Genomic DNA, 26,965 nt, shown 5'->3' with positions numbered 1-26,965 from the left:
CTCAACGTCCGAAGGAGTTACCCAATGAAAACGAAAGCTGCTGTCGCCTGGAAATCCGGAGCGCCGCTCACGATAGAAGAAGTGGATCTGGCGGGGCCGAAGGCCGGCGAAGTGCTGGTGGAATTGAAGGCGACCGGCATCTGCCATACCGATTACTACACCTTGTCCGGCGCCGATCCGGAAGGCATCTTTCCGACCATCCTCGGCCACGAAGGCGCAGGCATCGTGGTCGATGTGGGACCCGATGTGCGCACATTGCGCAAGGGCGATCACGTCATTCCGCTGTACACGCCCGAATGCAGGCAATGCAAATTCTGCCTCTCGCGCAAGACCAATCTGTGCCAGGCGATCCGCACGACCCAGGGACGCGGCGTGATGCCGGACGGCAGCAGCCGCTTTTCGCTCGACGGCAAGCCGCTGTTTCATTACATGGGCACATCGACGTTTTCCAACTACACCGTGGCGCCGGAAATCGCGCTCGCCAAGATCCGTTCCGACGCGCCGTTCGACAAGGTGTGCTACATCGGCTGCGGCGTGACGACCGGGGTCGGCGCGGTGCTGTTCACGGCCAAGGTGGAGGCCGGCGCCAACGTGGTCGTGTTCGGCCTCGGCGGCATCGGTCTGAACGTGATCCAGGCGGCGAAGATGGTCGGCGCGGACAAGATCATCGGCATCGACCTGAATCCGGCGCGCGAAGCCATTGCCCGCAAATTCGGCATGACGCATTTCATCAATCCGAAGGACGTCGACAATGTGGTCGACGCCATCGTCCAGCTCACCGACGGCGGCGCCGATTACAGCTTCGAGTGCATCGGCAGCACCACCACCATGCGGCAGGCGCTGGAGTGCTGCCACAAGGGCTGGGGCCAGTCGGTCATCATCGGCGTGGCGGCGGCGGGGCAGGAGATCAGCACGCGGCCCTTCCAGCTGGTGACGGGGCGCGTGTGGAAAGGCTCGGCGTTCGGCGGGGCGCGCGGTCGCACCGATGTGCCGAAGATCGTCGACTGGTACATGGAAGGCAAGCTCAACATCGACGACCTGATCACGCATCGATTGACGCTGGACCAGATCAACGACGGCTTCGACCTGATGAAGCGCGGCGAATCGATCCGCTCCGTCGTCATCTACTGAAGGGCCGCCATGCTCGACATCGTTAGCGAACATCGCTGCTTCGGCGGCGTGCAGGCGTTCTACCGGCACGACGCGGAAACCATCGGCCTGCCGATGAATTTTTCGGTGTTCCATCCGCCGGTGGAGAGCAGGAAACTGGTGCCGGTGCTGTTCTACCTCGCGGGCCTGACCTGCACCGAGGAGACTTTCATGATCAAGGCCGGGGCGCAGCGCTGGGCCGCGCAGCACGGCATCATGCTGGTCGCACCGGACACCAGTCCGCGCAACACCGGCATCGAAGGCGCGGACAAGGATTGGGATCTCGGCCATGGCGCCGGGTTCTACCTCGACGCGACACAGGGACCGTGGAGCCGGCATTTCAGGATGGAATCCTACGTCGTGCATGAATTGCGCGAACTGATCGTGCGCGAATTCAACGCCAACGAAAAGCGCATCGGCATCTTCGGCCATTCGATGGGCGGGCATGGCGCGCTGGTGCTGGCGCTACGCCATCCGGACCGCTACTGCTCGGTGTCGGCCTTCGCACCGATCTGCTCGCCGATGCGCGCGCCGTGGGGGCAGAAGGCTTTCTCGCATTACCTCGGCAGCGACCAGGCGGCGTGGGCGCAATACGACGCGAGCGAACTGATGAAGCAGCGCAGCACGCCGTTCCCGGAAGGACTGCTGATCGACCAGGGCCTGCAGGACAAATTCCTGCAGGAGCAGCTGCTGCCGGTGGAGTTCGAGCGGGCCTGCATCGAAGCGCGGCAGCCGCTCACGCTGCGGCTGCATGAAGGCTACGACCACGGCTATTACTTCATCTCCAGCTTCATGCAGGATCACATGCAGTTTCATCATGGCGTGATGAACGCTTGACGCAAGCGGCAGGGCAGGCAGGATGTGAAGGCGCGGCGCACTTGCCGCGCTTTTTTATTGCCGTTGCATCAAGACCATGGCTGTTCAACAAATTATGCGCAGTCGGCATTGGATTGCCTTGAAGCATTTCATTTACGATGTGGATCTCATGGTGCGCGTCGTGGATGCTCCCTTCCCGCCCCCGCGAGGGGGATGGAGCTCGATGCGGCATGAGGGAGCGCAGCAGCGCGTCCGCCAAACAATCACACCCAGAAAGCACGCATGGATTTCGCATTGACGCCGGAAATACTTCTCATCCTCTTCAGCGCCGCCGTGGTGGCCGGCTTCGTCGATACCATCGCCGGCGGCGGCGGCCTCATCACCATCCCGGTGCTGCTGCTGGCGCAGGTGCCGCCGCTGCATGCGCTGGCGACCAACAAGCTGCAAGGCAGCTTCGGCTCGCTGACCGCCTCGACCATGCTGATACGCAAAGGGCTGGTGAAATTCTCCGATGTGCGCCTGCTGTTCCTGTGCTCGCTGATCGGCGGCGGCCTCGGCGCGTTCGCGGTGCAGTTCGTCAACGTGCAGGCGCTCGACGTCATCATCCCCGTGGTGCTGGTCACCATCGCGCTGTACTTCCTGCTCGCGCCGAATGCCGGCGCGTTCGAGCGCCATCCGCGCATCACGGATGCGACCTATCGCAGCACCGTGGTGCCCATCATCGGCTTCTACGACGGCATGTTCGGTCCCGGCACCGGCTCCTTCTTTTCGCTGACCGGCGTCGCGCTGCGCGGGCAGAACCTGATCACCGCCACCGCCAACGCCAAGGTGCTCAACTTCGGCAGCAACATCGCCTCGCTCGCGGTCTTCATCCTCGGCGGCAAGGTGCTATGGGCGACCGGCGCGGCGATGGTTGCGGGGCAGGTGATCGGCGCATGGGGCGGCTCGCACGCCGTGGTGCGCGGCGGCACCCGCATCATCCGCCCGATGATCGTGACGGTGTGCTGCGTGATGCTGGGGCGGTATTTGTGGCAGAAGGGGATGCTGCCGTTTTGAATCGGCCGCGCGCCGTGGCGATACAACCTCGCTTGAACATCATTCCGTTCATGGCGCACAATCTCGACCTCAACGCGGCCCCGGCGATCCGTGCATATGCACGACATCAGGCGGCGGACGATTCCATTCAATACTGCAACGCGCCAAAAACAAATCAATGAAATCAAGCATCCCGACAACAAAAACAGCATTGCTCCTCGCCGGACTCCTGACCCTGCCGGCGGCCCATGCCGAACAGCTGCCGCTATGGGAAGCCGGTCTCGGCGTCGCGACCATCAGCCTGCCGAACTATCGCGGCGCGGACGAGTCCGGCACCTATGTGCTGCCCGCGCCGTACTTCGTGTATCGCGGCGACTTCTTCAAGGCCGATCGCGACGGCATCCGCAGCGTGTTCTTCGAGAGCGAGCGCGTCGAGGTGAACATCAGCCTGAACGCGACGCTGCCGGTGGACAGCAAGGACAATCCGGCGCGGCGCGGCATGAGCGACCTCAAGCCGACCATCGAGCTGGGGCCGACCGCCAGCTTCACGCTGTGGCGCACGCCGGGCGACAAGGTCAAGCTGGATCTGCGCACGCCGGTGCGCGCCGCGATCACGATCGAATCGTCGCCGAAAACCATCGGCTGGGTGTTCTCGCCCAACCTGAATCTCGACATCAAAGATCCTGCCGGCCTGGCGGGCTGGAACCTCGGCATGCTGGCCGGACCGCTGTTCCAGAGCCGCAAATACAACGATTATTTCTACTCGGTCGGCGCTGCCGATGCGACGGCGGCACGTCCCGCCTACAGCGCACCCGGCGGCTATGCCGGCTCGCAATTCACGATGGCGATGTCGAAGCGCTTCCCGCGCTACTGGGTCGGCGGCTTCCTGCGCTACGACACGCTGGGCGGCGCGGCCTTCGAGGACAGCTCGCTGGTCAGGAAGCGCAGCGCGGTGTCGGCGGGGGTGGCGGTCGCGTGGGTGTTCGGCGAGTCGTCGACACGGGTGGAGGCGGACTGAGGAAACCCGAAGAGCGACACGTGACTTGCCGATCGTCGCGCAAGCACGGCACGACATCGGGCACCCGCGCTCGACCGAGTCCGCGCGAGGTGTCATGTCGGGTTTACAAGACTTGTTGAAAACAAGGCAACGCAAGCACAAGAAATTCGTTTTCCGATAGCGCCATTCACGTTTTTCACGCACAAGAGCGGTGCAGAAGCGGGGCCAATCCGTGATAATGAACGCCCCATTTCTGGCGCCCAGTAACGCGATTGAACCATTCGGAGAATCAAATGAAGTATCAAAGCCTCGAGGAATTTCTCGACTACGTGAAGGAACGCAATCCGGGCCAGCCCGAGTTTCACCAGGCCGTGGTCGAGGTCATGGAAAGCATCTGGCCATACGTGGTCGCCAACCCGCGCTATGCGGAGCACGGCCTGCTCGACCGCCTGGTCGAGTCGGAGCGCATCATCCAGTTCCGCGTGTCCTGGGTGGATGACAAGGGCGAGGTCAAGGTCAATCGCGGCTATCGCATCCAGCACAGCGCCGCGATCGGCCCGTACAAGGGCGGTCTGCGCTTCCATCCGTCGGTCAACCTGTCGATCCTGAAGTTCCTGGCGTTCGAGCAGACCTTCAAGAATGCGCTCACCACGCTGCCGATGGGCGGCGGCAAGGGCGGCTCCGACTTCGATCCGAAAGGCAAGAGCCCGGGCGAAGTGATGCGTTTCTGCCAGGCCTTTGTGAGCGAACTGTTCCGCCACGTCGGCTCCGACACCGATGTGCCGGCCGGCGATATCGGCGTCGGCGGGCGCGAGGTCGGTTACATGGCCGGCATGATGAAGAAGCTGTCGAACCGCGCCGATTGCGTCTTCACCGGCAAGGGCCTGAGCTTCGGCGGCTCGCTGATCCGGCCGGAGGCGACCGGCTACGGCACCGTGTATTTCGTTGAAGAGATGCTCAAGCGCACCGGTCGTGATCTGCAAGGCATGCGCGTATCGGTGTCGGGCTCCGGCAACGTCGCGCAGTACGCGGTGGAAAAGGCGATGGCGCTCGGCGCGAAAGTCGTGACGGTATCGGATTCGAGCGGCACGGTGATCGACGAGGCCGGCTTCACGCCGGAGAAACTGGCGCTGCTGATGGAAGTGAAGAACCACCACTACGGCCGCGTGAAGGACTATGCGGAAAAGGTCGGCGCGCGCTTCGAAGCGGGTGTGCGGCCGTGGCATGTGCCGGTGGACGTGGCGCTGCCTTGCGCAACGCAGAACGAGCTGGACCTCGACGATGCCAAGACCCTGGTGAAGAACGGCGTGATCTGCGTGGCCGAAGGCGCGAACATGCCGAGCACCGCAGAGGCAGCGGCGTTCTTTGAAAAGAACGGCGTGCTGTACGCCCCGGGCAAGGCCAGCAACGCCGGCGGCGTCGCCACCTCCGGCCTGGAGATGACGCAGAACGCGATGCGCCTGTCGTGGAACCGCGACGAAGTCGATCAGCGCCTGCGCGAGATCATGCACAACATCCACCACGCCTGCCTCAAGTACGGCACGCGCGCGGACGGCAGCGTCAGCTATATCGACGGTGCCAACATCGCCGGCTTCGTCAAGGTGGCCGACGCCATGCTGGCGCAAGGCGTGATCTGATCGCTGCAAAGGCGAGGGCAGAGACGCGGCGCGCACATCCGGCGCAGTGCATCTCCGCCACCGCTGCGGCCGGATCGGACGACTGTCGGATCCGGCCGCGCTTGCTGCAACTCACACTTCGGCGATACGTCAATCTCCAACAGAAACAACGGGGTTCCCATCTCGCAGCAACTCGGGAATGTTGGCGAACACGAGATCGACGTGGCCCCGAGAATGTCATTCAAGGCAGGAGCCTGGCCCTTGCAGGGTGACGTGCACGATTTCGACCCTGGCCCTGGATTGCAGCATTTCCACCGCGCCCGGCGGCTACCCCGGCTTGCAGTTCACGCTGGCGATGTCAGCAGATGTGGCGATTGCTTGGGTGTTCGGCGAGTCATCGACGCGGGCGAATGCCGACGAATGAAACAAGTCGAAGCGGTTTGTTTTTGCCGGTGATCACACATCGGCATTCAAGGTTTCCAGCATCACAAAAGCCATTGCCCTGACTCTGTATTCGCCACTTGGATGAGCTTGCAATACATGGATTGAATCAACGAGTTCGTCTCTGTTTGCCTCGATTGAGGCGAGGGAGGAAAAAGGCAAGATTCCCCTCTTCGCTGCTCGCTGATTTATCACACCCGACTGAATTTCCCCGAAGTCACTCAGGGGCGATAATCCTTATTGCGGTCTTCAAATTCCTTGATTTGCTTTTCCGCCTCGTCCTTGTTGACTCCATAGGCTTCCTGGATTTTTCCGGAAAGCTGGTCCCGCTTCCCTGCGATCGTGTCCAGGTGATCATCGGTGAGTTGGCCCCACTGCTCTTTCACCTTGCCCTTGAATTGCTTCCAATTCCCTTCGATGATGTCCCAGTTCATTTTGGATCTCCTTGATTACCAAAGTAAAAATATGACCATGCGCTGCCGGAAAAATTCACCTGATTGCCGGCAGCGTGTGCTGGAGTGGAAGCATGACGCAGCCATGCCGTCATCAATCGGTTCATTGAATTCCATCTTGAGCGACTGGATTCAGTCGGTATGCCAAAGGAAGAACTTCAGGACTTCTCCGCGCTTGACTGCCTGCTGCGCGATACCGTGCTGATGCAAGCCGCAAAAACATGACAAGGGACAGCATATCGGCCGGATTTTGATGGCAAAGTATTTTTCGACTGTTCATCCATCACCGACAATCAGGGAAAAATCATGCGCCTTCCGGCACTGCTCGCGCTGTTCGCATTGACCGCGTTTTGCTCTTCCTCGCCGGCGGCGGATGGCGACGGCGATTTCAACGGCGCGTGGGTCGCGGCGATGTGTCCGGCCGGCATCAAGACCGATTCGGGCAAGTGTGCCAATTTCGTGCTCGAACTGTTCCAGAAGGAAGACAAAGTGTGCGGCTCGCACGTGTTCGCCACCGCCGGCGCGACGCAGATGGACGAGGGCGGCACGCCTTCGATCACCGGCAATGTCGCCGACGGCGTGGCGACGATCACCGTGATCAGCGGGCGCGGGACGCCGCCGGTGCAGGTGCGCGTCGAGTTGAAGATCGTCAACAATCGCATGCAGTGGAAACGGCTGGACGACCCGACGGGCGATTTCCTGCTGCCGCCTGCCGCGCAACTGACGCGCTCCAGGAACAAGACCATGTTCGCGCCGGTGTTCGCGCAGCAACTGCAGGCGGCCTGCAGATAGGGCTTCAATTCGGGGCTTCAATTCGGGGCTTCGATCGGGGCTTCGATCGGGGCTTCAATTCGGGGCTTCGATCGGGGCTTCCATCCGGGGCTTCGATCGGGGCTCCGATCCGCTTCGCGGATTCCGGCTATGCTGTAAGCATCCCTTGCACGCACCTATCCGATGAAACACCTCAAAGACATTCCGCTGTCCATCCTCGATCTCGCTCCCATCCAGGCGAACGGCACGGCTGCCGACGCGCTGCACCGCTCGCTGGACCTCGCACAGCATGCCGAGCGCTGGGGCTTCAATCGCTTCTGGCTGGCCGAGCATCACGGCATGCCGGGCATCGCCAGCGCAGCGACCGCCGTCGTGATCGGCTACGTGGCGGGCGGCACCTCGCGCATCCGCGTCGGCTCCGGCGGCATCATGCTGTCGAACCATGCGCCGCTGGTGATCGCGGAACAGTTCGGCACGCTGGAGTCGCTGTATCCGGGACGCATCGATCTCGGCCTGGGGCGCGCGCCGGGTTCCAACCATGCCACCATGCGCGCGCTGCGCCGGCGGCTGGAGTCCGATGGCGAAGAATTCCCGCAGCAACTGGCCGAACTGCGCGCCTTCCTGCAGCCGCAGTCCGAGAGCGCTGCGGTGCATGCCGTCCCGGGCGAAGGCTTGAACATCCCGATCTGGCTGCTCGGCTCCAGCACCTTCAGCGCGCAACTGGCCGGCGTGCTGGGCCTGCCGTTCGCGTTCGCCGGGCAGTTCTCGCCGGCCTGGATGCAGAGCGCGCTGGAGCTGTACCGCATGCGCTTCCAACCCTCGGACGTGCTGGACAAGCCGTATGCGATGGTCGGCGTCAACGTGTTCGCCGCCGACACCGAGCACGAGGCGCACTACCTGTCGACCTCGCACAAGCAGATGCACGTGAACCTGGTGCGCGGCGTGCCGGGACGGATGCCGCCGCCGGTGGCAAGCATGGATGGCCTGTGGCTGCCGCACGAACAGGCCTCGGTCGAAGCGACTCTGAGCGCGTCCATCATCGGCAGTCCGGAAATAGTGCAGGAAGGCTTGAAGGCCTTCGTCGCCGCGACCCAGGCCGACGAGCTGATCATCAATTCGATGATCCACGACCACGCCGCGCGCCTGCGCTCGTACGAGATCGTGGCGCACGCGCGCAACGATTGAGCGCGGAGAGCACGATGTACATGGTGTACTGGACGATGGCCGAGGGCGATGCGAAAACGCCGCACGCGCGCGAATTCGATTCCGCCGACATGAGCGGTGCGATGGCATTCATGGAAACACTCAGGGCCCGGCAGCGCACCGGCGAGAGCGTGTGCTTCATCACCATGGCGTCGGAAAACCCGCACGCGGTCGGCCATCCCGGCGTGGCCGAGGCGGGGCCCGATTATGCGTGGAAGAAACGGCGGCGTTGAGAGGCCTGGTAATTGCCTTCGGAGAACAATAGCCATCCGCCATGCATTTCCTTTGAAAGATACGCCGGCGCATCGACGCGCGCCAAAGCAAGAACAAGCAGGCGGCTTGATCCGGCGTCAGGCATGTCCGGTGCCGGCCCGCGCACCGGACGAGCGCCGTGCGCCGCTCAGGTTTCCAGCAGCGAGCGCAGCATCCACGCCGTCTTCTCGTGCACCTGCATGCGCTGCGTCAGCAAATCCGCGGTCGGCTCGTCGCTGGCAGCATCGACCGCCTTGAACATCGAGCGCGCCGTGCGCACGACCGCTTCCTGATCCTGCACCAACTGCTGGATCATTTCCTTCGCCGGCGGCACGCCGCTCGGTTCCTTGATCGAACTCAGGCGCGCAAACTCCGCGTAGGTGCCAGGCGCAGGGCTGCCCAGCGCGCGTATGCGTTCGGCGATCAGATCGACCGCGGCGGCCAGCTCGGTGTATTGCGTCTCGAACATCAGATGCAGGGTCTGGAACATCGGCCCGGTCACATTCCAGTGAAAATTGTGCGTCTTCAGATACAAGGTGTAGGTGTCCGCCAGCAGGCGCGACAAGCCCTCGACGATGTTTTTTCTATCCTGTTCGGGGATTCCGATATTCACTTCCATCGTGCTGCCTCCTTTCAAGTCGTCAAGTCACGGATAAGTCACGGTTGAATCAATGCCGCATTGGCAGTGTACGTTACGATCCGCAAGCGCATCCGAGGTTCGCCGGCAACCCACTTCAACAGCGATGTCATGCGGCACATCATCGTGCCGCCATCATCGCGCCATTGCTGCCACCCGTCGCCATTACGACGCGTTAACAAATCGATGGTTTCATTGATTCTTGTCATTGCATTCCTTTAACGATCGGCACAAAGATAGCTCTCGCCCGCAACCGAGATTGCCGATGCGGCGCGTCCAATTCGTCCCCACCGAGGAGCCTTGACATGACAAGAAGAATCAAGTCGTACGCATCTGCATTCATTGTGCCGGCCGTGCTGGCATTCGGTTTCATCGCGCCGCCGGCATGGGCGGACCGTTCGGAAGAGAGCTTCCGTGAGCACGATTCGGAGCGGTATGCGCCGCATCATGCAAGGAAGGACCATCATCAGCACCATGGGAACGACAAGGCGACGCACAAGGGCGTGGTCGCGGTGTCGCATCCGCTCGCGGCGCAGGCCGGCGCGCAGATGCTCGAGGCTGGCGGCAATGCGATCGACGCGGCGGCCGCGATCCAGTTCGCGCTGAACGTGGTGGAACCGCAATTCTCCGGCATCGGTGGCGGCGGCTTCATGATGATCTACCTTGCCAAGACGAATCAAACCTTCATCATCGATTCGCGCGAGAAAGCGCCGGCAGCCGCGACCCCCGACATGTTCCTCGGACAAACCTTTGCCGCAGCCTCCACCAGCGGCCATTCGGTCGGCGTGCCCGGCACAGTGCTGGGCGTCGCCACCGCGTTGAAGCGCTGGGGCAGGATGAACCTGGCCGAGACGCTGGAACCGGCTATCATGCTGGCCGAGAAAGGTTTCCGGATCAACCGTTTCCTCGCCGCCAACATCAACGATCCGCGCACCGCACTGCAGCCGGAAACAAAGGCCGTGTTCCGCCTGCCTGACGGCAGTCCGCTGCCGGAAGGATATCTGCTCAAGCAGCCCGACCTCGCCAAGACCTTCAAGCTGATCGCAGGGCGCGGCCCCGAAGTGTTCTACACCGGCGAGATCGCGCAGGCCATTGTCGAGGCGCAGAAGCGCAGCACGATGGGCAGCGCCGGCGTCGGCCGCATGATCCTGTCCGACCTCGCCGCCTACGATGTGAAGATCCGCCAGCCGGTGACAGGCACGTATCGCGGCGTGACGGTCAAGTCGATGTCGCCGCCGTCCTCCGGCGGCCTGACCGTGATCCAGATGCTGAAGATGCTGGAGCAATTCCCCATCGGCAATGAGAAGAGTGGTTTCGGCTTCGGCGCGACCAAGACCCTGCACGTGATGACGGAGGCGATGCGCCTGGGCTTTGCCGACCGCGCGGTGTGGATGGGCGACGAGGATTTCGTGCCGGTACCGAAGCGAGGCCTGATCTCGAACTGCTACGTCGATACGCGCAAGGTGCTGATCAATCCGAACGCACGCATGGCCAGCGCGCTGCCGGGCAATCCCTTGCCCTGCGACACGGCCTACCTGAAGCCGAAGACCAAACTCGCGCTGGCGCCGCTGGAGGAGGAAAAAGGCGTGCATACCACGCACTTCTCGGTCGTCGACAAGCAGGGCAACGTGGTGGCCTATACCACCACGATAGAGAACACCTGGGGCACCGGCATCATCGTCCCTGGTTACGGCTTCTTGCTCAACAACGAACTGACCGACTTCAACTTCACGCCGCAGTTCAATGCCGCCACCGGCAACCCGGGCGCGAACGACGTCGCGCCCTTCAAGCGGCCGCGTTCCTCGATGTCGCCCACCATGCTGTTCAAGCACGGTGAACCATTCGCCGCCTACGGCTCGCCCGGCGGCGCGACCATCATCAACTCCGTCTTGAACATCACGCTCAACCTCGTCGATCACGGCATGTCGATCCAGCAGGCCATCGATGCACCGCGCCTGTCCGTCACCAGCGCCGCCGGCGCGATCTCGTGCGAACCGGGCATGACGCCCGCGATCCCGGCGACCAGCCTGCTCGGACTGCAGGCGCTCGGCCACCTGGTGCCGCTGGTCAACGGCGTGCCGACCTGCAGCTCCACCATCGGCTCGGTGCAGGGGGTGGTGATCGATCTGAAAACGGGCAAGCAATACGGCGGCGCGGATCAGCGGCGCGAAGGGACCGTGATCAGCTTGCCGCAGAAATAGGAGTGGCAGGAGTGGTGTGACGCGGCATGCGCCTTGCGCATGCAGAAGATCAGCAAGGGCGGACTGTGTTCTGTTTCATGCAGGGCATGGTCCGCCTGCCAATCCCTGGTGGAGTGGCAGGCGCACGATGCACCCGCCGCGATCACGCTTATTTATCGTTCGCCACGAGGACGAGTCGAAACTTCCCGAAGTCTTTCCCGAGAATCATTTTGATGGGAAACACCGAAACGACCAGACCGACCAGCGCCCCGAGCAGCGAGCCGACCGTCTTGATCGTCGCGACGGCAACGCCGAACCGACCCAATAGCAGGCCGGCCACGGCGCCGAGTATCGCGCCTATCAGCGCGGCGGCAATGATCGCCAGCGCACTGCGCCACAAGTAGGACCACCACACCCGCATCGTCCGTCTCCAGGTCACTTCCAGTTCCATCAGAGTTCTCCTCAATGTTTGCTGCATTCGTCGGACTGCCGCGTGAAACGCGGCGTCGGCAATTCGCTGTCGTGGCGCAAATCCCGCACGAGATGGTAGCGCCGGTGACGGCCGCTGCGCCATCCCATGGACATGGCAGAAAGGGCAGGCCGGTCGCAGACATGTCGCCTTGCGCCGACCAGCCAGCAGCGATCATGGAAGTACGGACCAAGGGCCGTCCGCCATGCGTTGCATCAGCGATGGTGACGCCGACGATCGGGAATGACCGAGAAGAAGGGGCCGAAAAGAAGGGTTTGCATTCGCGCCGCTTGTGGCGCGAATGGCGAAGCACGGCGGGCACGCAATGCCCGCCTGACTGCTATCGCGCGTAGCCGCGCTCGCTCGCATCGTGCTCGATCCCGATCAGACCGGTGCCGGTGCTGAAGCCGCCATTGCCGGCGAACAGGAGCCGCCCGATTCCCTTGTAGTAGTAGAGCGTTTCATACTGCCCGGAGCCGGCATAGAACGGGATCCATGCCTTGCCGGTGACGTGGGACTGCTGGTCGGTCGGCGCGCCGACGAGGTCGGTGACTTCCTTCGCGCCCATGCCGATCTTGAGCTTGCCGAACTTGCTTCCCGATGCCGGCATGCCCTGGATATAACCGGTCCAGTCGTTGAGGCCCTTGACTTCACGCTTGCCCCCCGCTGAGGCATCGGCCGTCTTGCCCTTGGCATCTGCTGCCGTATCGGCCGGCGCGGGTTTCGCCTCCGCAGCCGGCGCGGCCGCGACGTTTGCGCACGGCGCGGCTTCCGCCTTGTCCTTCGCCGCAGGCTGCTTGCCCTTGGCGGCCAGCTTGCGCTTGGATGCCGCCGTCTTGCCCTTGGCCGGCGTGCCCGGCGCGCAGGGGGCTGCAGCAGCAGTCGATGCGGCCGGCGCAGCCGCTGGCGTGCTCGTGCCGGCGGCCGCAGCCGGCGTGCCCGATGCCGTCGATGCGACGGGTTCCGCTTCGCTCTTCTTCGCCACCTCGGTGGTCAGGCATCCCGCCAACACCAAGGCGGACGCCACTACGCTCAGACTGTTTTTCATATTCTCTCCCTCATTGGAACGATAGTGATCGGTTTCATCCAGCCGCCGGACCGCCGCGTTCATGCAAGGATCGGCCGCGATTCGTGTCGCCATGCCGATGCGACTGAACAGGATCGCCATTGTAATCCGCACGGGCCGAGCGGGGCGCGCAGGCACGGCCACGGGCCGCCGGGACATCGGCTGCGCGCTTGACCGCCGCGACAGCATCGGCATACCCTGATCGTTATCGTCCACTTCCCGGGTCTGCCATGCCTGCACGCACGACGGTTCTGCTCCTCGCTTCGTTGATGACGCTGCCCGTGCTTGCGACGGCATCGGACACTCCGGCGGCATTTGAAAATCTGCTCGGCATGAAGTTCGTGCCGATCCCTCCCGGCGAGTTCATGATGGGCAGCGACGAGTCGCCCGAGGCGCTCGCCACCGCCTATCCGCAGTACGAACGCAAGCGCTTCCTCGACCTCGGCGACGAAGCGCCAGTGCACCGGGTGCGCATCACGCACGCCTTCCATCTCGGGCAGCACGAGGTCACGGTGGGGCAGTTCCGGCGCTTCCTCGACGCCTCCGGCCACCGGCCGGAATCGGAGGCCGACGGCACCGGCGGCTACGGCTACAACCGCGACTACGATCCCGCAAGCTCCGCGCGCGGCGATGCGTTCGAGGGCCGCCATCCCAGATATTCGTGGCGCAATCCCGGCTTCCCGCAGGGCGACGATCATCCTGTGGTGAACGTGAGCTGGAACGACGCGGTGGCGATGGCGAAATGGCTGAGCGAAAAGGAGGGCGTCACCTATCGTCTGCCGACCGAGGCCGAATGGGAGTACGCGGCACGCGCCGGCAGTCGCACGCGCTATCACAGCGGCGACGATCCGCAGTCGCTGTCGATGGCGGCGAACGTGTTCGACGCCGACGCGCAAGCCGACTGGGTGCGCTGGAGCAAATTCGCGCTGGCCAGCCGCGACGGCTTCGCCTTCACCGCGCCGGTCGGCAGCTTCGCGCCGAACGCCTTCGGCTTGCACGACATGCACGGCAATGCGTGGGAGTGGTGCGCCGACTGGCACGACGATGCGTACTACGCGCAGTCGCCGCGCGACGATCCGCAGGGCCCGTCAACCGGCACCGTGCGCGTGCGACGCGGCGGCTCGTGGCACACGTGGGCGTTCTATGCGCGCTCTTCGTACCGCAACTGGAATGCGCCGGACACGCGCTATACGCTGGTGGGTTTCCGGCTGGTGCGCGAGGCGGGAGTGAAGACGCGGTAGGGTGCTCCATGCGCACCGGACATGCCGCCGCGCCTGCAATGCCGTTCGCCTGCGCATACAGGCAATCGGTGCGCACAGTGCCCCTACCCCATCCGCAGCACGCCGATCACCGGTTTCAGGATGCAAGAGGCGTCACGACGCCTCCTGCCGTTGCTGCGGCGTTTTAAAAAGCTCGTCAGCCATGCTTCGCAGAGACTTTCGGCGACGCACCTCAACCGAATCCGTGGCATCCGGCATCCAGGAACTGTCCTTCAGGGCCTGGTCGATGAATGGGTCAGCCGTCCCCCTGTCGGCAAGCAGACTGGCCAAGACTGCGTCGATGGATGCATCCTTGATGAATTCCCGCGCCAGAGGATCATCCTTCAAAACGTCGGCAAGGCTCGCTTCCGCCTTCTCCAGCGTTTCAAGTTTGATGTGGCCCTGCTTCGCATCGTTCGCAATCGCCGTCATCGTTTCCAGGCGCCGCTTGCTGTCGCGCTGCCCCACGGCGTGGATGATCTGCAGCACGAAGACATCCTGCACGTACTCGTCCACCATGTCCTGCAAGCCTTCGTCGGGAGCAAGTTCGAAATCGGTTTCCGGCGTCGTGTGCGGCACCAGCCGCTTCATCGTGTCGATCGTCTTGATCAGCATCTCCTGCAGGAACACGATGTCGCGGATGGGGATGTTGGGATCGATCTCCATGGATGCGCCGTTCTTCTTGGTGAAGCCGCGCACTTCGATCGTTCCATGCTGGAGATAGGCAAGCAAGTTGACGCAGCGATAGCGACGCCGCCATGGGATATTCCCAGGCTGCACCACGTTGATCAGCGCTTCCATGCCCCCGGCCTTCGACACCTCCTCGTTGAAAGTGTCTTCCTTTCCCGGTTCCATATTGGGCAACGCAAACTCGTTGTTCGCCGCCGCACGAGAGTAGGCGCCACGCACCGAAGCCATGTTGATGACGAACTGCTTCATGAACAACAGCTGGAGCGGCGTGATCGTCTTTCCGGCCGGTTCGCCCGGCATGGATATCGCGACGGATTTGTCCCACGCCTCCTCGTCGGCAGTTTTCAAGATCGAAGAAGATGTCCATTGCTTCACGCCGGTATGGATATGCACGCCACTCGTGCCGTTGGTGATGGCACCCCAATCGTTGAGTTTCGATAATGCGTTTTGCAGTTGTTCGATATCCCGCGGCGACTGGAGAACGGCAGTCACCTGTTCTACGGGCGTGAGCAATGCTTCATCCGTTTGCACCGATCCATCCCGGACGTAGCTATCGGCTCGGGAACCCAGCGCCGCATTCAGCTTTGCGCGAAGCTCTTCGGATAGATAGTGATTCTCTCTGCCTCCTTCGAAAATCCCTTGTACGGATTCAAACTCCCTTTGCATCGATTCATTCGAACCAGGAACATCTTCTGCACCGATGAATGGAAGCCCCGGCACGAACATTTCGTTTTCCACGCCAAACGTCGCGTCCGGCAACAGCAGGTGGTTCTTTTCGAATCGTCGCGTCAATTCGGAACTGATGCGCTGGTTGCAATCCATGGTCGACCGCGATATCCCCGCCACAAGGGACAAATCGGCGGCCGGGGTCAATGCGGGCTCTTTGACCAGTCGATCGGTCAGAAACGGATTCGCAACGCGATTCGTCTCCGGGAGCCATGTGCGTTTCAATGCGAAATGCATCTTGACGGTCATCTCGGGATTGTCGCCGCTCCTGTTCTGGATATTCAGCAGCGTCTGAAGGACTTCCGCGGTCAGATCATCCAATCGCGTGTTCGGCTCCCGAAGATGCTCGCATATCCTGTATACGGTCTGCATTCCCATCCTCTCCAGACTGGAAACATTGCACGTCACCCATTTAGGGTCGCGTGCATACAGATTCTGCAGGTTGTTCCATTCCGGAAACTCCATTTTCTTGAAATGGGGGAAAAGCGTTTCGTTGGATGGACAACTCTCGCCTGATTTTTCCTTTTGTCCGCTCGCTGATCCGCCGGTCGTGCCTGCATTTCCGGAAGCCGCTTCCAAGATGCGCGAACGTCTCCGGTTCGCTTCAGTACGTGCGATCGAGACGAGCTCTGGCGAGCTCCTGCCGGTGCTTCCGGTTTGTCCTGTCACTGGAGTTACAGGCGCCTCCGGTTCGGTTTGAACATTGCGCCCATCACAGGTCCATCCGGATGATGACGAATGAATTCGCCTTTCCATGCTCTGCCCCTTTGCCTGCGGCGTTCCGCCACGCAAATCAATAATTGCGCAGTAGTCGGAACAACACTCGCGCGTTCGCTGATGCTCGCTGCGTCCGGCTTGCATCGCCATGAGGATTCCTGCCGCTTGCCCGGATGAGTGGGGAATGCAGGGCAGCCGGTTCCATTCGGGATGATCACGCACCTCCGCGCGCGATGCCCGAAGTCGGCGGGTACGGCTGCGTCAGGCCCGCTCTACGGCCCTACGGTCCCGCATCGCGGGGATCGTAGGGTGCGTCGCGATGCACCGATTGGCGGTCGCCCTCACCACACATTCACATCCGCCTGCGTCGCCACCCGCCCGCGCCCGGGCGGTTCCGGTTCGGCGTCATGCGACTCGTCGCCCGAGCCACCGCTGGTGTCGCCGCGCCAGTTCTCCGGCACACCGCGCGCGATGCCGGTGATGGTGAGACGGCCGAGATCGTCGATATCGGCCGGCGCTGCCTGCCGGCCGATCGATTCCACACCGTCCGGGCCGACGGTGACGACCGTCTCGCCGCCCGGTCCGGTGATCACGCCGTAGCCCGCCTGCAGCGGTCCGCCATTGACGGCGAACTGTTCCATCCACGCGTCCGATCCATGCACGAACTGGGGTGTTCGGTCCGGCATCGGGAACCGCGCCTTCGCGTCGATCAGCTTGTCCTTCAGCGTGCCGCGGAAGAAGTCGCCGACCAGCAGCACCGCGTTGTGTCCGCCCTGGCCCCAGTAGTCGCTGCGCATGGTCACGCGCGAGTCGTTGAAGCCGACCCATGCGCCGGCGACGAGCCCGGGATGCATCAGGATGAACCAGCCGTCGGTGTTGTTCTGCGTGGTGCCGGTCTTGCCAGCGACGTCAGCGCTGATGCCGAACTGGTTCCTGATTGCCTGGCCGGTGCCGCTGCTGACCGCGCCGCGCAGCATGTCGATCAGTTCGAGCGCGGTCTGTTCGGACATCGCGCGCTGGCCCGGCGGACGGAATTCCGCCAGCACCCTGCCGTGCCGATCGGTGATGCGCCTGATCATCAGCGGTGTGCGGTATTCGCCGACGCGCGCGATGGTGGTGTAGGCGGACACCATTTCCAGCAGCGTGACGGAACTGGTCCCCAGCGCGAGCGAAGGCACGGGATCGAGCCTGCTTTGCCGCACGCCGGCCGCCCGCGCGAAGTCGACGATGTTCGGCACGCCGATGTCGCGCATCACTTGCGCGGTGATGCCGTTGCGCGAATGGATCAGGCCTTCGCGCAGGCTCATCATGCGTCCGCTCCAGCCCGACATGTCGGTCGGCCGCCAGACGCTGCCGTCGCCCGCGCGGATCTGCACCGGGCCGTCCTCGTAGGCGCGCTCGGGCGAGAGGCCGAACTCGAGCGCGGCGCCGTAGACGATCGGCTTGAAGGTGGAGCCGGGCTGGCGCATCGCCTGTCCCACGTGATCGAACTGGTCGCGCTCGAAATCGCGGCTGCCGACCCATGCCTTGATCTCGCCGCTGCCGGGATCGATCGCGACGAAGCCGGCTTCGAGGCGGCTCTTGGCGGTGCGCACGCGTTCCATGAAGGCCGCATTCGATTTCAGGCGCGCCAGCACATCGGCCTCGCGCTGGCCGGCGGCAACGGCCTTGCGGAACTCCGGCGTGTCGCGCACGAACACCTCGAGCAGCTCGCGCCGCTCGCTCCAGAAATGACGGAACGGTTCGACCCGCTTGCGCAGCGCGGCATAGGCGGCCGGCGAATGCGACGCGACGCGCGCACTGCTCTGCGCCCATTCGACATCGGCAATGTCCTGCAGCACCTGGGTCTGGCGCGCGACGGCTTCGGTCGCCGCCTGTTGCAGGCGGTCGTCGATGGTGCTGTGGACGATCAGGCCGTCGGTGTGGAGGTTGTAGCCGTGCTTGCCGCTCCACTCCGCCAGCCACTTGCGCAAGTGCGCGGCAAAGTGCGGCGCGATGCCGATCGGGTCGGCCTGCAGGTTCAGCTTCACCTGCAGCGGCTGGTCGCGCATCGCCTCGTAATCGGCATCCGAGATCACGCCGTGCTTGATCATCTGTTGCAGCACGACATTGCGCCGCTTCATGGCGCGGCCCGGATTGATGACCGGGTTGTAGTAGCTGGTGCCCTTGAGCATGCCGATCAGCGTCGCGCTTTCCATCACGTTGAGGTCGGCGGCGGATTTGTCGTAATACGTGCGCGCCGCCATCTCGATGCCGACCACGTTGTAGAGGAAGGGCACGGTGTTCAGATAGGTTTCGAGAATCTGCTGCTTGCTGTAAACGTCCTCGATCTTGAGCGCGGTCATCATCTCCCTCACCTTGCGGTCGATCGTGCGCGCGCGGCCTATCTCGTCGGGAAACATGTTGCGCGCCAGTTGCTGCGTGAGCGTCGAGCCGCCTTGCGCGTCGCCGTTGACGGTATGCAATATCGCCGCCGCCGTGCGCCCGATATCGATGCCGCGATGCTCGTAGAAACGGTGATCCTCGGTTGCGATCAAGGCCTGGAGCACGTATGGCGACACTTGCGAGAGGGCGACGCGTTCCTGCCGTCCCTGGCTGTAGGTGGCGAGCAGCGTTCCATCCGCCGAATACAACAGGCTCGGCTCGGCGATGCGCGCGTCGAGCAGATCATCGATGTTTGGCGTGCTGGCAGCGATCGGCTCGATCCAGGCACGGACCCCGACGACGGCACCGGCGATGATCAGCAGCAAGACCGCGAATGTCGCGCCGGCAATACGCCACAGGGTCCGGCGCGGTTTCTTCTTGTTGTCGGGCGGCGGCTGTTGCCTGTCGCGCAGGTTCTGTTCTTTCACTATCAACGCCTTTTCCGATTTTGATTGTCAGATTGGACAGAGGCGAATGATTTTGGTTTTCGCAGCGTGTTGCGCGACTTCATGAACACGCTGCGCGCACGCTGCATGCGACGTTATTCCAGCTGAGCTGTCACAAGCATGTCTGCATGGACACGATGCCGATGCGACAGTAAGATGAATTTGCACGCACCATGCGTGCGCGCAGATTGCGGTGAGGACATTGCAAGCAATGCACATGCAAGGGATAGCCGATCCATGAAGACAATTCTTTCCTGCTATTACATCGACGATGCACTCGATGAAGAGGAGTTGCAGTTCGTCGCGCAGACGCTGCTCGGACCGTGGGCGCGCTTCAAGACCGGCGCGACCTCCCTGCAGCAGAAACGCGTACCGCTGGTCCTGCCCGCGCCCGATGCCGACGGCGCATACGGACACGATCGCGAGTACCGTGCGGACCGCATCCGCAACAACCTGCGCCACGCCGGCATTCGGACCGACTGCGGCCGGCAGGTAGTGTGGGTGACGCCGCGCGACGCCGAGTGGGACGCCATCTTCCAGTTCGCCATTCGCACGGAAACCGGCCACGCGCCATTCGTCGCGCAGCGCTGGTCTGTGCAGGACGGCGTGCCGGTGCGATGCGCCTTGCGCGTGATCGACACGCAGATGCTGCTGCGCGGACTCATGTAGCGACGCATGTCGATGACGAATCGCCTCATCGAGTTCAACACCGAACGGCTGCGCCTGCGGCCATGGCGGATGTCGGACCGCGCGCCCTTCGCCGCACTGAACGCCGATTCACGCGTGATGGAATACTTCCCGGGCACATTGGATGGAAACACCAGTGATGCGCTGGCCGAACGCATCGGCACGCAGCTTGCGCAACGCGGCTGGGGCTTGTGGGCGGTGGAGATACCGCAGGCATGCCCCTTCATCGGCTTCGTCGGTCTGTCGGTTCCGGCAGACGATATCCCGCTCGCCCCCTGCGTCGAAATCGGCTGGCGCCTCGCGCATGCGCATTGGGGAAAGGGCTATGCGAGCGAAGCGGCGCGCGGCGCATTGCGTGTCGGCTTCGAAATGCTCGGACTGGCGGAGATCGTATCGTTTACCGCGTTGCGGAACACGCGCTCGCGCGCGGTGATGGAACGCATCGGGATGCAATGCCGCGACGAGTATTTCGAGCACCCTCGATTGCCGGAGGGGCATCCGTTGCGCTTGCATGTGGTGTACCGGATATCGCGTGCGACGTGGTCTTGCGATTGATGCTGTCCGCTTTGCGCGATGCGCGGAGCACGCAGCGCCAACGCCGGCGGCACGGCCACCATAAAAAAGCCCCGCCAGGCAATTGCCGGCGGGGCTGAACCACCCAGGGAGGGAGGAGGAGACAACTTTTGCGGGGACTACGCGATCGTGCGGGCATCCTTCAGCTTGCGTCGCACGGGAAGTCCGTGTCGTGCGGTGACGCGCGCCGATGCGTCGGCGATGTCGTCGAAGGACAGACCGGCGACCACGGGTTTCCTCGGTGCCGGCGCAGACATGCGGGCCGCGAGTTTCAGCAACGAGGGGCCGAGCAGGTAGGCGATCGGGAAGGCGATGGGCCAGCCGGTCAGCCAGGCTTCGACCCAGCGGCCGAGGAAATGCGCGTCGACACCGGCCTGCGTCGCTTGCATCACGGCGCTGACGACCAGCGTGATGACGCCGGTCAGCAGCAGCCACGGCAGCATCGCGGCGAGGCTGCGCGAGCGGCACAACAATTTCGCGGCGTCGGCCGGCGTGTTGTGCGCCGCAACAGCGGGGATGGCCGGATGGGTGTGCAGCAGGCGGGTCATGACGAGGCGAGACCTGTTTCCGTTCAGCCCCGCCCTGCCAGTGCGCGCAGTTCCGCAGCCTGACCGGGTTGGAATTCGTCGTAGGCGTTGGCCAGACGGTTCAGCATCAATGCGCCGCGCACCTTGCTGCGGGCATTGCGCTCTTCGACCGACAGTCGCGGCGCGACGGTCAGCACGGCGGCGCGCAAGAGGCCGCGCAGGAGCGGCTTGAAAACCATCAGGAAGGCGACGAGGGCGCTCAGTCCGAGCAGCGGACGGGCAACATTGACGGCGGTGCCGGCGAACACTTCGGCGGCGGGCAGAACGGCTTGTACGGGGATGGCGGCGATCGCGAGCAGGGACATGGCTAACTCCTATTCAATATGTTTTCTCTGTTATGCTGCATTGCAGTATAGATACACACCAGTTATAAAGCCAATTTGATTTCCACATATCACTTATAATGTTTGTGAATAGCATTGGCCGATTTTCAATGCCGCAGGGCAACAAAACAACAGGATTCACGGAGACCATGAGCTTTCTGACACTGGATTTGAATTTGCTGCGCGTATTCGACGCCGTGATGATCGAGCAGAACCTGACGCGCGCCGCGCAGCGGCTGGCGATGACGCAACCGGCGGTGTCGAATGCGCTGCGCCGCCTGCGCGATGCGCTGGGGGACGAACTGCTGATCCGTACCGCGCATGGCGTGAAGCCGACGCCGCGCGCCGAACAGCTGTGGCCATCGGTGCGCAGCGCCCTGGCGACGCTGGAGGAGGCGGTGGTGCCGGACCAGAGCTTCGATCCGGCGAGCGCGCAGAACACCTTCCGCATGGCGATGGCCGATGCCACGGCGGCGCTGTGGCTGCCGTCGCTGGTGCGCAAGATCGAGCGCGAGGCGCCCGGCATCAATGTGCGGATGGTGCCGCTGACCACGCGCGAGCCGCGTCCGATGCTCCTGCGCGGCGACATCGATCTGGCGATCGGCTTTTTCCCGGGCGTGGTGTCGCAACTGGCGGGCGGGCAGGTATCGGTGTCGCCGATCCGGCACGAGCAGCTGTATTCGGGTCAATACGTGTGCGTGATGCGCAAGAACCATCCGCTGGCGAAGGAAGAGCTGACGCTGGATGCGTACTGCGCGGCGAAACACCTGATCGTGAGCTTCTCCGGACGGGCGCACGGGTTGGTGGACGAGCAGCTGGCGAAACTCGGCCGCGAACGCCGCATCCTGCTGACGGTGAACCAGTTCTTCACGGCGGGACGGGTGGTGTCGAGCTCCGACCTGATCATGGTGCTGCCGCGCCACCTGATCGCATCGACCGGCATCGCCGCGCTGGTGACGAAGGAATTGCCGTTCCCGATGCCGCACGTGCACATCGACATGCTGTGGCACGAGCGCGACACGCGCAATCCGGGCCACAAGTGGCTGCGCGCGCACATGAGCGGCGAGACCAGCGAAACCTTCGGCAAGGAGCGGAAAACGGCCTGATCCGTGCCTGATTGCGCGAAACCGCAATCAGGCCGCAGCTGAAGCAGGCCTGCGAGGAGGCGATGCTGCCGGGCGGCTCGACGCGTCAGGACGGCACCGCCGGCGCGATGATCCGCCTCACGCCAGCCGCCGCAGGATGCGGCAGGGATTGCCGGCGGCAACGCAATCGGCCGGGATCGAGCGCGTCACGACGCTGCCCGCGCCGACCGTCACGTTGGCCGCGATCTCCACGCCCGGCAGCAGCACCACGTTCGCGCCGAGCCAGACGTTGTCGCCGATGACAATGGGTTTGGCAAACTCGACTCCCGAAGTGCGCACCAGCGGATCGATCGGATGGCCGGCGGTGGAGATGACGACATTGGGGCCGATGTACACGTTATCGCCGATCACGACGCGGGCGCAATCCAGAATCACGAGATTGTGATTGGCATAGACATTCTTGCCGAGTTGAATGTTGTAGCCGTAGTCGCAATGAAAGGGCGGTTCCAGATAGGCATCCGTCACCTGGCCGAACAGCGCCTGCAACGCCGCCGCATCGCGTTCGATGCCGTGCTGGTTGTATTGATGGCACCAGGCCTTGGCCTTGCGCCGCTCGGCGCTCAACTCGGCGTCATTGGCGAGATACAGCTCCCCCAGCAGCATTTTCTCCTTCTCGGTACGCGCGGCATCCATTGGCTTCCCCCGGATTGATGTGCGGCCTTGCTTTCAAGTCCTCACAAGTTCTCACAAGTCCGAAATCCGGACGGCATTCAATCCGCCACATCCCCCCTTCAAGCGGAAGGAGCATTGGTGACTTGGTGACTTGGTGACGCAGTTGCCGCCTGCATTTCCGACTGCTGTGCAAGCATCGTCGATGCATATGCCACTTCGTTCCGTTGGGCGCGGTGGAGTTCCCTTCATCGGCATCGCGCTATTGCCTCGCAGCACACATACCGCGTCGCGGCCTCGCCATCCCGCGCGAAATGACGAGGCCGGGTTGGCGAAGTCCGGCGCGGTTTCCTCGCCCGGATGCTGGATGTTGACGAACAGGGTCTTGCCGGCCGGGGATTGAAGCGGTGCAGTGCGGCGAGGGCTCAATTGCTCAGAAGCGGCAGGCGCTGATCGCCACGGCCGACGATGTAGCCGACGCGGGTCTTGAGAATCCTCACCTCGCCTTCGCCAGCCACCTCGACAATCGCCTCGCCGCACGACTGCAACACGTTCGACAGGCGCAGATGGCCGTGCAGCAGGCGATAACCCGCGCCGTCGCGAATGATCACGATGTCCATGTTCATGGCTGCCTCCGAAAATCGGGATGAGAACCTCGACCGGTTCGGTCTTGCGTTACGGGAGGGATGCTACGGCGCGGCGGTTACAGGGACGTGACAGGCGCGTGAAAGTTTGATGACGGGGAGGGGAGGGAAGCGAAGGTCTATGCAGCGTTGCATGGGCCTCACCCTTGCAGCGGAGGATTACCCACATTTCTTGAAAATTGCGGGCTGCATCAACGAGAGTGGCACACTCCGCTATGCATGCCTTTTCCGCTGTGAGCTGCCGAAGAAATGGGGGATGACGCGGAAAAAGAAGCGTGACTTGTCTGAGCCGAAGGCGAGTTTGTCACGCTTCCCGCGTCATCCCCCATTTCTTCGGGAATCCCCGAAGGGGACAGCGAGGTGCGGTCGCCTTCTTTTGATTACTTTTCTTGGCGAGACAAGAAAAGTGATCGGCTGCCGGGCCGCCCCCGGCAAAGCATCCACGAAGGATGACGTTTGTTGTCGAGGCAGGTCGCGGCAATAGTGATAGTGGTGGAATGCCGATCCTCAGCACGAAGGTCGCGTGCTCGAATCAGCATTTCTGCTGTTCAGACACTCCCCCCATCCCAACCTACACCGCCAAACAACTCCCCGCATTCCATCCATACAGCCACTCCAGCGCATCGTAATAGCGCTCAGGCTGCCGATCCTTCCACAGTGCATTGCGCACCAGCCGCTCCGCCCCCTTGGCGTGATAGATGCGCCCCATCTCGCGCGCCGACAGCACGACGCGCGCGGTGCGCGTGACGCGGGATTTTTGATAGAGCTTGAACGCGGCATCGAGATCGAAATCGCAATGCCTGACCGCCTCGCCCAGCGTCACCGCATCCTCGATCGCCATGCATGCGCCCTGCGCCAGATACTGCAGCATCGGATGTGCCGCGTCGCCCAGCAGCGTGGTGCGTCCGCGCGTCCACGACTCGACCGGATCGCGGTCGGCCGTGCTCCAGCGCTTCCACGACGTCGGCCGGTCCAGCAGGCGACGCGGACGCTCGCAGATGCCGCTGAAGTAGGACAGCACTTCTTCCTTGCTGCCCTCGCGCACGCCCCAGCTTTCCTTTTCACGACTGTGGAAAGTCACCACCAGGTTGTATTGCTTGCCGCCGCGCAAGGGGTAATGCACGAGGTGGCAGTTCGGTCCAGCCCACACCGCAGGCGCGTTCCAGCACAGGTCTTCCGGCATGTCCTCCACTGGCACCACCGCGCGGTACACGACATGGCCCGAGACGCGCGCCTCGTCGCCGATCAGCTTCTGCCGGATCACCGACTTGACGCCATCGCAGCCGATCACGGCATCTGCCGTGTACTTGTTGCCGCGCGTATCGACGACAGTGACCCGATTCCTCTCCTCGATCAACTCCTCGACGCGGGTCGATGTATGGAAGGTGATCAGCGACGACTGCTTCACGCCGTCGAGTATCGCGGTGTGGATATCGGCGCGATGGATGACGGCATACGGATTGCCGAAGCGTTGCCGGAATTTTTCATCGACCGGAAACGTCGCGACCTCCGCGCCGTCCACCGCATCCATCATCACCAGCCGCTCTGTGAACACGGCACGGCTGCGCGCGAATTCGCCCACGCCCAGGGCGTCGAGCGCGGCAAAGGCATTCGGAGCGAGCTGTATGCCCGCGCCGATCTCGCCGATTTCCGGGCTCTGCTCCAGCACCGTGATCCGGATGCCGAGTCGGGACAGCGCAAGCGCCGCCGCCAGGCCGCCGATGCCGCCGCCGACCACGATGACCGAAAGCGGCTTTTCAGCTTGCATGTTCATCTCAATTCCTTGCTGTGTGAAGTGCCGTGTTCGCCGCCCACTTCGCTGCTCATTTGCCCGGGTCTTTCTGATCCGCGAAGCTGTCGAACTCGACGTTGTAAAGCTTGCCGTTCTGCAGCTCGGTGCGGCGGATGTAGACCGTCTGGACGATGTCCCGCGTATCGGGGTCGATCGCGATCATGCCGCGCGGGCTTTCCCATTTCGCGCCCTTGGCCGCCGCGATGAACTTGCCGACTTCGGCATCGCCGTTGGTCTTCTTCAGCGCCTGATAGATCAGCGCCATGCCGTCATAGCCGGCGACCGACATGAAGTTGGAACGGCTCTTGTCGCCGAACTCCTTCGCATAGGCGCTGACGTATTCCTTGTTGAGCGGCGAGTTGTGCGCGGCCGAATAGTGCGCGGCGGTGATAGTGCCGATCGCGGGTTTGCCGAGCGCCTCGATCAGGCTGTCGTCGGTCAGGTCGCCGGTGCCCAGCAGCTTGATGCCTTGCTTGTCCAGGCCGCGCTCGGTCCATGTCTTCATGAAGTTGATGGTTGCTTCGCCCGGCGGCAGGAACAGGAAGACGCCGTTCGGTTTGGCATCCTTGATGCGCTGGACGAAGGCTCCGAAGTCGAGGTTGTTGACCGGCACGCGCACTTCGCCGATCACCTGCTTGCCCGCTGCCTGATAGGCTTTCTTGAACGCGGTTTCGGCATCGATGCCCGGCGCAAAATCGGCAACCAGAATGTAGACCTTGTCGATGCCGTTCTGCGCGGCCCACTTCGCCATCGGCTCGGACAGTTGCGGCAGGGTATGCGACACGCGCACGATGTTGGGCGATTTGGTCGTGATCGAGGACGTGGCCGCATTCATCACGACCATCGGCCGCTTGCCCTGCGTCGCCAGCGGCGCGGTGGCCAGTGCGCCGGGGCTGAGGCCGAAGCCGGCGATGATGTCCACCTTTTCATTGCCGATCAGTTCCTGCGCCAGGCGCTTGGTCAGTTCGGGCGCGATGCCGGTATCGTCCTTGATCACCAGTTCGATCTTCTTCCCCGCAACCGTGTCGCCGTGACGCTGCATGTAGAGCTTCGCGCCGCGGCTGATCTGGTTGCCGTAGTCGGCAAAAGGACCGCTCATCGGCAGGATCATGCCGATCTTGATGGTCTGCTGGGCCTGCGCGGAAAATGCCGCGAGACCGAGGGATGCTGCCACGGCCAGTGATGTCAAAGCGCGTTTCATGTTGTCTCCTTGTGGTAGGTTTTTGATGTGATGCCGACGTGCTTGTTAATCGCTTGTT

Annotated in this window: 28 protein-coding genes; 15 read left to right on the top strand and 13 right to left on the bottom strand. The window is 63.1% G+C overall.

The annotated features are described in order from the left end of the window. Positions 1-24 precede the first annotated feature (24 nt). The 6 genes from D3870_RS18165 (at position 25) to D3870_RS22390 (ending at position 6,037) form a co-directional block, all read left to right on the top strand. Positions 25-1,131 carry an S-(hydroxymethyl)glutathione dehydrogenase/class III alcohol dehydrogenase gene (locus D3870_RS18165; protein ID WP_119741347.1) on the top strand — a complete coding sequence of 369 codons (1,107 nt, stop codon included), beginning with the start codon at positions 25-27 and terminating at the stop codon, positions 1,129-1,131. 9 nt (positions 1,132-1,140) lie between these two features. Next, entirely contained in the window at positions 1,141-1,986 is an 846-nt protein-coding gene (gene fghA / locus D3870_RS18160) for an S-formylglutathione hydrolase (RefSeq protein WP_119741345.1), read from the top strand. A 261-nt stretch (positions 1,987-2,247) separates the two neighbouring features. Continuing rightward, the gene (locus D3870_RS18155) at positions 2,248-3,021 is read left to right on the top strand and encodes a TSUP family transporter (RefSeq protein ID WP_119741343.1); all 774 of its coding nucleotides are present in this window, start codon (positions 2,248-2,250) and stop codon (positions 3,019-3,021) included. Positions 3,022-3,178: 157 nt separating this feature from the next. Next, complete coding sequence (locus tag D3870_RS18150) at positions 3,179-4,018, top strand: MipA/OmpV family protein (protein ID WP_119741341.1); 840 nt, start codon at positions 3,179-3,181, stop codon at positions 4,016-4,018. A 272-nt stretch (positions 4,019-4,290) separates the two neighbouring features. Further along, on the top strand, positions 4,291-5,634 hold the full coding sequence (gdhA, locus tag D3870_RS18145) for an NADP-specific glutamate dehydrogenase (RefSeq protein WP_119741339.1): 1,344 nt from the start codon (positions 4,291-4,293) through the stop codon (positions 5,632-5,634). 247 nt (positions 5,635-5,881) lie between these two features. Further along, the gene (locus D3870_RS22390) at positions 5,882-6,037 is read left to right on the top strand and encodes a hypothetical protein (RefSeq protein ID WP_158590502.1); all 156 of its coding nucleotides are present in this window, start codon (positions 5,882-5,884) and stop codon (positions 6,035-6,037) included. 238 nt (positions 6,038-6,275) lie between these two features. Here the strand turns inward: D3870_RS22390 and D3870_RS18140 are convergent, their stop codons facing one another. Then, the gene (locus D3870_RS18140) at positions 6,276-6,488 is read right to left on the bottom strand and encodes a CsbD family protein (protein WP_119741337.1); all 213 of its coding nucleotides are present in this window, start codon (positions 6,486-6,488) and stop codon (positions 6,276-6,278) included. Positions 6,489-6,812: 324 nt separating this feature from the next. Here D3870_RS18140 and D3870_RS18135 point away from each other — a divergent pair, with 324 nt between their 5' ends. From D3870_RS18135 to D3870_RS18125, 3 genes are all read left to right on the top strand, one after another. Next, positions 6,813-7,298 carry a hypothetical protein gene (locus D3870_RS18135; RefSeq protein WP_119741335.1) on the top strand — a complete coding sequence of 162 codons (486 nt, stop codon included), beginning with the start codon at positions 6,813-6,815 and terminating at the stop codon, positions 7,296-7,298. A gap of 162 nt (positions 7,299-7,460) precedes the next feature. Continuing rightward, complete coding sequence (locus D3870_RS18130; protein ID WP_119741333.1) at positions 7,461-8,462, top strand: LLM class flavin-dependent oxidoreductase; 1,002 nt, start codon at positions 7,461-7,463, stop codon at positions 8,460-8,462. 14 nt (positions 8,463-8,476) lie between these two features. Beyond that, positions 8,477-8,713 carry a hypothetical protein gene (locus D3870_RS18125; protein ID WP_119741331.1) on the top strand — a complete coding sequence of 79 codons (237 nt, stop codon included), beginning with the start codon at positions 8,477-8,479 and terminating at the stop codon, positions 8,711-8,713. Between the two features lie 167 nt (positions 8,714-8,880). On the opposite strand, the gene D3870_RS18120 is transcribed toward D3870_RS18125, so the two are convergent. Next, on the bottom strand, positions 8,881-9,351 hold the full coding sequence (locus D3870_RS18120; RefSeq protein ID WP_119742331.1) for a Dps family protein: 471 nt from the start codon (positions 9,349-9,351) through the stop codon (positions 8,881-8,883). A 38-nt stretch (positions 9,352-9,389) separates the two neighbouring features. Continuing rightward, positions 9,390-9,578 (bottom strand): hypothetical protein, encoded by a 189-nt coding sequence (locus D3870_RS18115; RefSeq protein WP_119741329.1) that lies wholly within the window; start codon positions 9,576-9,578, stop codon positions 9,390-9,392. 96 nt (positions 9,579-9,674) lie between these two features. On the opposite strand from D3870_RS18115, the gene ggt reads away from it, so the two are divergent. Then, positions 9,675-11,570, top strand: coding sequence for a gamma-glutamyltransferase (gene ggt, locus D3870_RS18110; protein ID WP_119741327.1), 1,896 nt, complete (start codon positions 9,675-9,677; stop codon positions 11,568-11,570). 148 nt (positions 11,571-11,718) lie between these two features. Here ggt and D3870_RS18105 read toward each other — a convergent pair whose 3' ends face one another. Next, positions 11,719-12,000: a hypothetical protein gene (locus D3870_RS18105; RefSeq protein ID WP_119741325.1), complete on the bottom strand. Its 282-nt coding sequence runs from the start codon at positions 11,998-12,000 to the stop codon at positions 11,719-11,721. Positions 12,001-12,014: 14 nt separating this feature from the next. On the opposite strand from D3870_RS18105, the gene D3870_RS18100 reads away from it, so the two are divergent. Continuing rightward, positions 12,015-12,371, top strand: coding sequence for a hypothetical protein (locus D3870_RS18100; protein ID WP_119741323.1), 357 nt, complete (start codon positions 12,015-12,017; stop codon positions 12,369-12,371). Here D3870_RS18100 and D3870_RS22585 read toward each other — a convergent pair. After that, positions 12,359-13,066, bottom strand: coding sequence for a hypothetical protein (locus D3870_RS22585; RefSeq protein ID WP_199710700.1), 708 nt, complete (start codon positions 13,064-13,066; stop codon positions 12,359-12,361). The genes D3870_RS18100 and D3870_RS22585 overlap by 13 nt on opposite strands. A gap of 248 nt (positions 13,067-13,314) precedes the next feature. On the opposite strand from D3870_RS22585, the gene D3870_RS18090 reads away from it, so the two are divergent. Then, positions 13,315-14,325: a formylglycine-generating enzyme family protein gene (locus tag D3870_RS18090; RefSeq protein ID WP_119741321.1), complete on the top strand. Its 1,011-nt coding sequence runs from the start codon at positions 13,315-13,317 to the stop codon at positions 14,323-14,325. Between the two features lie 132 nt (positions 14,326-14,457). Here D3870_RS18090 and D3870_RS18085 read toward each other — a convergent pair whose 3' ends face one another. Both D3870_RS18085 and D3870_RS18080 read right to left on the bottom strand, forming a co-directional pair. After that, positions 14,458-16,080: an amidoligase family protein gene (locus D3870_RS18085; protein WP_158590501.1), complete on the bottom strand. Its 1,623-nt coding sequence runs from the start codon at positions 16,078-16,080 to the stop codon at positions 14,458-14,460. Between the two features lie 737 nt (positions 16,081-16,817). Then, the gene (locus D3870_RS18080) at positions 16,818-19,328 is read right to left on the bottom strand and encodes a penicillin-binding protein 1A (protein WP_242490024.1); all 2,511 of its coding nucleotides are present in this window, start codon (positions 19,326-19,328) and stop codon (positions 16,818-16,820) included. A gap of 255 nt (positions 19,329-19,583) precedes the next feature. Between D3870_RS18080 and D3870_RS18075 the strand changes: the two genes are divergently transcribed. Both D3870_RS18075 and D3870_RS18070 read left to right on the top strand, forming a co-directional pair. Continuing rightward, the gene (locus D3870_RS18075) at positions 19,584-20,015 is read left to right on the top strand and encodes a hypothetical protein (protein WP_119741315.1); all 432 of its coding nucleotides are present in this window, start codon (positions 19,584-19,586) and stop codon (positions 20,013-20,015) included. Positions 20,016-20,027: 12 nt separating this feature from the next. Further along, positions 20,028-20,588 (top strand): GNAT family N-acetyltransferase, encoded by a 561-nt coding sequence (locus D3870_RS18070; protein WP_119742329.1) that lies wholly within the window; start codon positions 20,028-20,030, stop codon positions 20,586-20,588. A 137-nt stretch (positions 20,589-20,725) separates the two neighbouring features. Here the strand turns inward: D3870_RS18070 and D3870_RS18065 are convergent, their stop codons facing one another. Further along, positions 20,726-21,154 (bottom strand): DUF2798 domain-containing protein, encoded by a 429-nt coding sequence (locus D3870_RS18065; protein WP_119741313.1) that lies wholly within the window; start codon positions 21,152-21,154, stop codon positions 20,726-20,728. Positions 21,155-21,177: 23 nt separating this feature from the next. Beyond that, positions 21,178-21,498 carry a hypothetical protein gene (locus tag D3870_RS18060; protein ID WP_119741311.1) on the bottom strand — a complete coding sequence of 107 codons (321 nt, stop codon included), beginning with the start codon at positions 21,496-21,498 and terminating at the stop codon, positions 21,178-21,180. A gap of 167 nt (positions 21,499-21,665) precedes the next feature. Between D3870_RS18060 and D3870_RS18055 the strand changes: the two genes are divergently transcribed. After that, positions 21,666-22,622, top strand: a complete 957-nt coding sequence (locus tag D3870_RS18055; RefSeq protein WP_119742327.1) for a LysR family transcriptional regulator — start codon at positions 21,666-21,668, stop codon at positions 22,620-22,622. Positions 22,623-22,739: 117 nt separating this feature from the next. Here D3870_RS18055 and D3870_RS18050 read toward each other — a convergent pair whose 3' ends face one another. The 4 genes from D3870_RS18050 to D3870_RS18035 all read right to left on the bottom strand — a co-directional run bounded on the left by D3870_RS18050 (position 22,740) and on the right by D3870_RS18035 (position 26,907). Continuing rightward, positions 22,740-23,294 (bottom strand): sugar O-acetyltransferase, encoded by a 555-nt coding sequence (locus tag D3870_RS18050; RefSeq protein WP_119741309.1) that lies wholly within the window; start codon positions 23,292-23,294, stop codon positions 22,740-22,742. A gap of 401 nt (positions 23,295-23,695) precedes the next feature. Then, positions 23,696-23,896, bottom strand: coding sequence for a hypothetical protein (locus D3870_RS18045; protein WP_119741307.1), 201 nt, complete (start codon positions 23,894-23,896; stop codon positions 23,696-23,698). 589 nt (positions 23,897-24,485) lie between these two features. Further along, positions 24,486-25,688, bottom strand: a complete 1,203-nt coding sequence (locus tag D3870_RS18040; protein ID WP_199710696.1) for a 3-hydroxybenzoate 6-monooxygenase — start codon at positions 25,686-25,688, stop codon at positions 24,486-24,488. Between the two features lie 49 nt (positions 25,689-25,737). Then, positions 25,738-26,907, bottom strand: coding sequence for an ABC transporter substrate-binding protein (locus D3870_RS18035; RefSeq protein WP_119741305.1), 1,170 nt, complete (start codon positions 26,905-26,907; stop codon positions 25,738-25,740). Positions 26,908-26,965 lie beyond the last annotated feature (58 nt).

Source organism: Noviherbaspirillum cavernae, from assembly GCF_003590875.1.
GTDB lineage: Bacteria > Pseudomonadota > Gammaproteobacteria > Burkholderiales > Burkholderiaceae_D > Noviherbaspirillum > Noviherbaspirillum cavernae.
The sequence above is the reverse complement of the archived record's forward strand: the minus strand, read 5'-3'. Positions and strand labels throughout refer to the sequence as shown.